The 6064-nt window shown below is 65.7% G+C and carries 6 protein-coding genes and 1 pseudogene; 1 reads left to right on the top strand and 6 read right to left on the bottom strand.

Annotated features, from left to right (window positions below):
* From VLF18_RS05065 to VLF18_RS05090, 6 genes and pseudogenes are all read right to left on the bottom strand, one after another.
* Positions 1-221: pseudogene (locus VLF18_RS05065) on the bottom strand (DDE-type integrase/transposase/recombinase); the annotation flags it as partial.
* A 4-nt stretch (positions 222-225) separates the two neighbouring features.
* Positions 226-528 carry a hypothetical protein gene (locus VLF18_RS05070; protein ID WP_325278527.1) on the bottom strand — a complete coding sequence of 101 codons (303 nt, stop codon included), beginning with the start codon at positions 526-528 and terminating at the stop codon, positions 226-228.
* A 506-nt stretch (positions 529-1034) separates the two neighbouring features.
* Positions 1035-1262 carry an IS3 family transposase gene (locus VLF18_RS05075; RefSeq protein WP_414717184.1) on the bottom strand — a complete coding sequence of 76 codons (228 nt, stop codon included), beginning with the start codon at positions 1260-1262 and terminating at the stop codon, positions 1035-1037.
* 105 nt (positions 1263-1367) lie between these two features.
* Positions 1368-1781 carry a cupredoxin domain-containing protein gene (locus VLF18_RS05080; protein WP_325278528.1) on the bottom strand — a complete coding sequence of 138 codons (414 nt, stop codon included), beginning with the start codon at positions 1779-1781 and terminating at the stop codon, positions 1368-1370.
* Positions 1753-3213: a DUF1501 domain-containing protein gene (locus tag VLF18_RS05085; RefSeq protein WP_325278529.1), complete on the bottom strand. Its 1461-nt coding sequence runs from the start codon at positions 3211-3213 to the stop codon at positions 1753-1755. The genes VLF18_RS05080 and VLF18_RS05085 overlap by 29 nt, the downstream gene beginning before the upstream one ends.
* 8 nt (positions 3214-3221) lie before the next feature.
* On the bottom strand, positions 3222-5030 hold the full coding sequence (locus tag VLF18_RS05090; RefSeq protein ID WP_325278530.1) for a DUF1800 domain-containing protein: 1809 nt from the start codon (positions 5028-5030) through the stop codon (positions 3222-3224).
* A gap of 245 nt (positions 5031-5275) precedes the next feature.
* Here VLF18_RS05090 and VLF18_RS05095 point away from each other — a divergent pair.
* Positions 5276-6064, top strand: a 789-nt coding sequence (locus VLF18_RS05095; RefSeq protein WP_325278531.1) for a DMT family transporter, incomplete at its 3' end; no start/stop codon positions are given.

Raw genomic sequence — 6064 nt, forward strand, 5'->3', positions numbered from 1 at the left:
CTGCGGAACTCCGGCCCATTGTCGCTACGAATCATGCGCGGTACGCCGTGCCACTCGCAGAGCTGCTCCAGGACCCGTACGACACGCTGGCCGCTGAGACTGAAGTCGATCTCGATCGCCAAGGCGTCTCTGGCGAAGTCGTCGATCACGTTGAGCGTCCGGAACGCGCGTCCGTTGGCCAGCGCGTCATGCATGAAATCCAGCGACCAGCATTCGTTGGGTTGCCTATGATCGTCTCGCTAAGACTCTCTCAGCGACGCTTTCTTGCAGCCTCGCCTTGTTGTAAGTGGCCGCCATCGAATCCAGCTCTTCAGTGTCATAGAACATGATCACCACGCAATCAACACCACCCTCCGGCCACGGCATCCAGAACATGTGCTCGAATCCAGTGAGCCCATTGATGTGATAGTTCCACTTCCTGCAGAACTCGGCGACGTTCATCCATTTGCCTGAATCACCAAGCAGAAACTCCAGGAGACCGTTCTCAAAGTCCGGGGTTACGACAATTTCACGGCATTCGTCCAGCATAAAGAGGCCCCTAGCTAATCATATTCTTTACAATTTCAAATTGTCTCTCAGTTGCCTGGCCGACTCAAACACGGCAACGCGGCCGAACCGGTTCGCTTCGATCGGAAGAGGCACGAGGGGGGGGGGCACCGTCGCGTTGCATTGAACAGGCGGATCTCGAGACGGAATGTGGCACGCTCTAGAGGATCAACAATTTTGATTTCCACGCGCATCACCTCGCTGGAGTAACAACTATTTCACCGGAGCGCCGCAAGGCGTTGAATTGTAGTGCCCCCAGCGATCGGCGATCGCGATAGTCGATCCGAGGCGGTCGCGCAGCTGATAGCCGACTTCTGACGGTGCCGCCGTCGTGCTGTTCGCGGTCTCCGTAACGACGCGCGTGTACACGGCTGGACCGAGTTCGATCCGGTGTACGGTCTGGCGTACGGTCTGGCTCGACGTGACCTGTTGTTCGTAGCCGTCGGCTACCGTAGTGGATCGTCACGCGCGCCGGAGCGCCGGGATAGTCACGCTCGACGCGGCGATACCGCGCATTGTCCGGCGGCAGCCTTCCGGCGCGGCCGCTTGCGCGGCACCTGCAGGCCGGCCTGACGCCACAGACGATGTGCTCGCTCCATGCCCCTGGCATGTCCCTCACGTTCCAGGTAGATGCGAATCCGCCGGTAGCCGAATCGCGGATAGCGAGCCGATAGCTCACGCATCGCCGCAATTGCCGGGGCGTACTCGGTCGCCATGCGCGATCGTGTCAACGGCAACTCAATTCTGACCCGCACGGCGGTTGGCCCGTGCCTGAATTCGCCAGTACTGCGCTTTCATACGAGCGCGGACGGACCGAACCGCTACAGGCCGCTTGCCTCGAACCCATCCACAAACACGCGATCGATCACCGTGATCAACCCCCGCATCCCGCTCGTCGTATCCCCATGCTGTTCGCAGAAGTACCCGATGCTGCCGAGCCGCGTGAATTGCAGACCGCTGCTCCAGGCCTGCGAGCTCGGTGCGGTGTTGGTGTTGCAGTTGATCGAGCAGCGGAAGCGGTTGTCGTCGGCGACGACGTTGTGGAGGCCGCCGCCGTTGCGGAAGACGACGCGGTCGTACTGGTAGATCACGAGCGTCGCCGGGGTGAAGGTCATGTCGGGGTTGGCGATGACCTCGAACGTGCGCGCGCCGGCGGTGTTCGCGCCGGCGAGCGCGAGCACCGCGGCGGCGATGACGCGCGCGAGGTCAGCCGAGAAAGCGCAGGTTGCTCGCATCGAAGCGGTGCAGGCTCGGGAAGATGTCGGCGATGTCGCCGCTGCTGACGCCGAACCATGTGGCAAGTGTCGCGGCGTACTGGTCGACGGACGTGGTCGGGATGATCTGTCCGTAGCCCGTATCGTCGGGGTTCGCATTCGGGTTCGCGTCGGTGCCCTGCACGAGCGAGGGCATGCGGCCGTAGAAGCGCGCGCCGCGCACGGCGCCGCCGAGCACGAAGTGATGCCCGCCCCAGCCATGGTCAGTGCCGTCGCCGTTGACGGCCAGCGAGCGGCCGAAGTCCGACGCGGTGAACGTCGTGACGTCCGGGCCGGTGCCGAGTTCGGTCATCGCGGCCTGGAATGCGGCGAGCGCCTGCGCGAGTTCGGCGAGGTTGCTCTGCTGCGTGTCGATCTGGTCGTCGTGCGTGTCGTAGTCGCCGGTGGAGACGTAGAACACCTGCCGGCTCATGCCGAGCGCGGTGCGCACGCCGATCAGGCGCGCGACCATGCGCAGTTGATTGCCGAGGCTCGTGTCGGGGAACGGCGTGGTCAGCGGCGGCGCGCTGTCGAGCGCGGCGCTGACGATTTCGTAATTGTCGATCGCGCGCGAATGCGCGCGTGCGTATTCGCGTTCGAGCACGTGGGCCTGCGTGCCTTCGGCGATCAGCGCGTTGTACGCGGCAGCGCCGCCGGGGTTCTGGCCCATGATCCAGGACTCCGAGCCGTCGCCGAGGTAGCTCATCTTGTCGACACCCGACGCGTCCATCGCATACGGATTGACGATCGCGGCGCGCAGGTAGCGGTTTTCGTTCGCGAGCGAAATGCTCATCGGCGCGAGGCCGGCATTGCTCTGGTACAAGAGATCCGCGATGCGGCCGCCCCAGCCGTCGGCGTTGGCGTCGTCGGGACGGCTCGTCTGCCAGTAGGTCGACTGGTCGTCGTGCGAGAACAGCTGCGGCGGCACGGGCACGTTGCCGGCCTGATAGGCGGCCTGCGTGACCGGCTGCAGCAGCGTTCCGACATTCGCGACAACCGCCATTTTTCCAGTGTTGAACAACGAACGCAGTGGTGCCAACGCCGGATGCAGGCCGTAGCTGCCGCCGTCGCTCGGCAGGCCGCCCGGCAGGCCGCCGCTCGCCGGCAGCGCGGTCAGGCTCTGCGCCTGGATCGCCGCCTGTTCGAGCGCGAGGCCGCCGCTCGACACGAGTCCGTTGCGCGACTGCCGATAGGCCGCGTACTGCGTCGCGCTGTAGGGCACGATGCTGTTGAAGCTGTCGTTGCCGCCGCTCAGGTAAACGCAGACCAGCGCCTTGTAGTCGCCGAACACATAGCGGCGCGTGTTGGCCGCGGCGGCGAGCACGTTGAGATTGCCGAAGGCGGTCTGCAGGCCGACGCCGCCGAGGGCGAGCGCGAGGCTGCGGCGCAGGAACTGGCGTCGGTTCGGATTCATGCGCGTGTTCATTTCTGCACCGAATATTCAGGCGAGTTCAGGATCAGGTACAGCGCGTTCTGCACGCGCACGCGGCCGAGCGCGGAACCGTAGTCGTCGGCCGTGAGCTGCTGCAATTGCGTCAGGATCGTCGCGCGCATGAACGGCGACATCTGTCCCGAGAGAAACAGCAGGTTGTAGCGGTCGAGCAGCGCGCCCGGATTGCTCGCGGCGAGCGGCGCGTCGCGCGCGAGGTTCATCTGCAGCGTGTCGGCGAAGTCGCTGTCCCAGCAGCGGTCGCTGCCGGTGTAGAAGCAGAACAGTTCGTAGAACAGCCGGTTCGGCGTCGACACCGCGAGCGAGTCGGACAGGATCTGGAATTCCGGCGCGCGCATGCCGGCGGTACGCACTTCGCCGGGCGGGCTGTAGTCGGGCTTGAAAAAATTGAACACCGTCGGCGAACGCAGCGGCGCTTCGCCGAGGCGCAGTTCCAGCGGCGGCCAGGTCGAGAGATTGCCGACGCGGCCGTTGCCCGCGCGCGCATCCATCGCACGCCACATATGCGTGAGTTTCAGCAGCGGCTCGCGCAGCTTGCCGAAGGTTTCGGGCCGCTGCAGGTGCCCGCTGCGCGCCTCGGCATCGAGCAGCACGGCGCGCAGCACGGCCTTCATGTCGCCGCGCACGCCCTGCCCGTTGTTCGCGAATGCGGCGGCGACGCGGCGCACGTAGGCCGGGCTCGGATTGCTCGTGACGAGATTCTGGATCAGCCGGCGTGCGATGAACGGGCCGACGTTGGGATGATTGACGATGTTCGCGAGCGCCGCGTCGAGTTCGGCCGTCGCATTGCCGCCGTGCGGCAGCACGCCGCCCGGCAGGCTGACCGTCGCGTAGTTCAGCAGCTGCTTGTCGGTTGTCGTGTCGTGGTACGCCTCGACCGGCTGCATCGGCTGCTGCCATGGCGCCTCGTCGCGGTTGCCGGGGCCGCACCAGAAATACGTCTCCTCGTCGCAGCACGTGTAGGTATTCGCGCCGCAGCCGACGTTGCTCCAGTTCCAGCCGGTGAACACGGCGGCAAAGCCGCGCACGGTCGCCTGGTTGTAGGTCGGCACGAGCTGGCCGTTCACGAGCTGCGGCGTGCCGTCTTCGTTGAGCCTGACGAGGCCCACCGAGAACAGCTGCAGCACTTCGCGTGCGAAGTTCTCGTCGGGATGGATGTTCTGTTCGTCGTCGGCCTTCTGGTTCTGCAGCATGTTCAGGTAAATGCCCATTGCCGGATGCAGCGTCACGGCCTTGAGCAGATCGGAGAAGTTGCCGAACGCGCGCGTCGCGAGCATGTCCTGGTAGCTCGCGAGCGCCCAGGGCTGGTAGTTCAGCGTGCCGTTCGCGTTGGAGACGACGAAGATCTGGCTCAGCGCGAATGCGACGCGCTGGCGCAGCAGATCGGTCGGCACCTGCTGCCCGCGGCTCGGATCCGGCAGCGCGGCGGCGTTGATCGCCCAGATCTCCAGACGCGTGTCGTCGGTGACGTCGTTGTCCGGAATGTTGCCGACCCAGTCCAGATAGGGCTCGCTCGTCGAGACCGGTTCGTTGAACTGCTGATCTAGCCAGGCGCGATAGCCCAGCGTGCGCAGCCGCGCGATTTCGGCCGTGGTCGGACCGAACGTCGCCTGCGCGAGAAACCGCGCCGCGTCGCTGTCGCGTCGCGGGCCGTCGGCCGGCGACTCGTAGCCGTCGGTCCAGACCGTGTCAGGTTTGTGGCTGGCCGTCTGCGCGAACGCCGCGCACGACGCGAATAATGCGGCCGGAATTGCCAGCCGCGGTGCTGCTGCCCTGCTCATGTGCTTCCCCATACGCCATCGCCTGCCGAATCTACGGTGTAGCCGGGTCGGCAATTCATGACCGGCGCCGCAACTTGCGACGCTCGTTGTTGCGACGACGGCCCGGCCGGGCGCCGCGAACGCGGCCCGCGCCGGTCCGCGGTGCCGGTCCGACGTGTCGGTTCCGTCCGGCCCCTGACCTTTGGACCTGTCGCCCACCGTCATGCGCGCGTAGGGTTGGCGACTTTCCGCCGCGACGTCCCGCCGTGAATGCCACTGCCGAAGCGGGTGGTTCCGCTTCCTCCACGCTCGTCAGAGCGGCGCTGCTGATGACCGCGAGCGCTGTCCTGTTCGGCTTCATGACGGTGACGATCCGTCTCGCTTCCAAGCAACTGCACGCGTTCGAGATCGCGTTCTTCCGCAGCCTGTTCGGTTTCCTGTTCGCGCTGCCGCTGATGCTGCGACACGGTCCGGCGCTGCTGCGCACGAATAAATGGGGCTTCTACGTACTGCGCTGCTGCATCGGCATCGTCTCGATGCTCGCGGGCTTCTGGGCCGTCGTACACCTGCCGCTCGCACAGGCGATCTCGCTGTCCTATGCGACGCCGCTGTTCGTGACCATAGGCGCCGTGCTGTTTCTCGGCGAGGTCGTGCGCCTGCGCCGCTGGACCGCGGTGCTGCTTGGCTTCATCGGCGTGCTCGTTATCGTCCGGCCCGGCGCGGCCGACTTCAGCGGGGCGAGCCTCGTCGCGCTGCTCGCCGCGGCGATGAGCGGCACGGTCGCGATCAGCATCAAGTTCCTCTCGCGCACCGAGCATCCCGATGCGATCGTGCTGATCACGACCGGGCTCTGGGTGCTGCTGGCGCTGCCGGCGGCGATTCCGGTCTGGCAATGGCCGAACGCGGAGTCGTGGATCTGGGTCATTCTCGCCGGCGGATTCGGCACCGTCGCGCATCTCCTCTGGACCCGCGCGCTGAAGCTCGGCGAGGTGTCGGCGCTGACGCCGCTGAGCTTTCTGCAATTGCCCGTCGTCATCGTGTTCGGCTATTTCCTG

It is taken from the genome of Tahibacter sp., assembly GCF_035481375.1.
In the GTDB taxonomy this organism is placed as follows: Bacteria; Pseudomonadota; Gammaproteobacteria; order Xanthomonadales; family Rhodanobacteraceae; genus Tahibacter.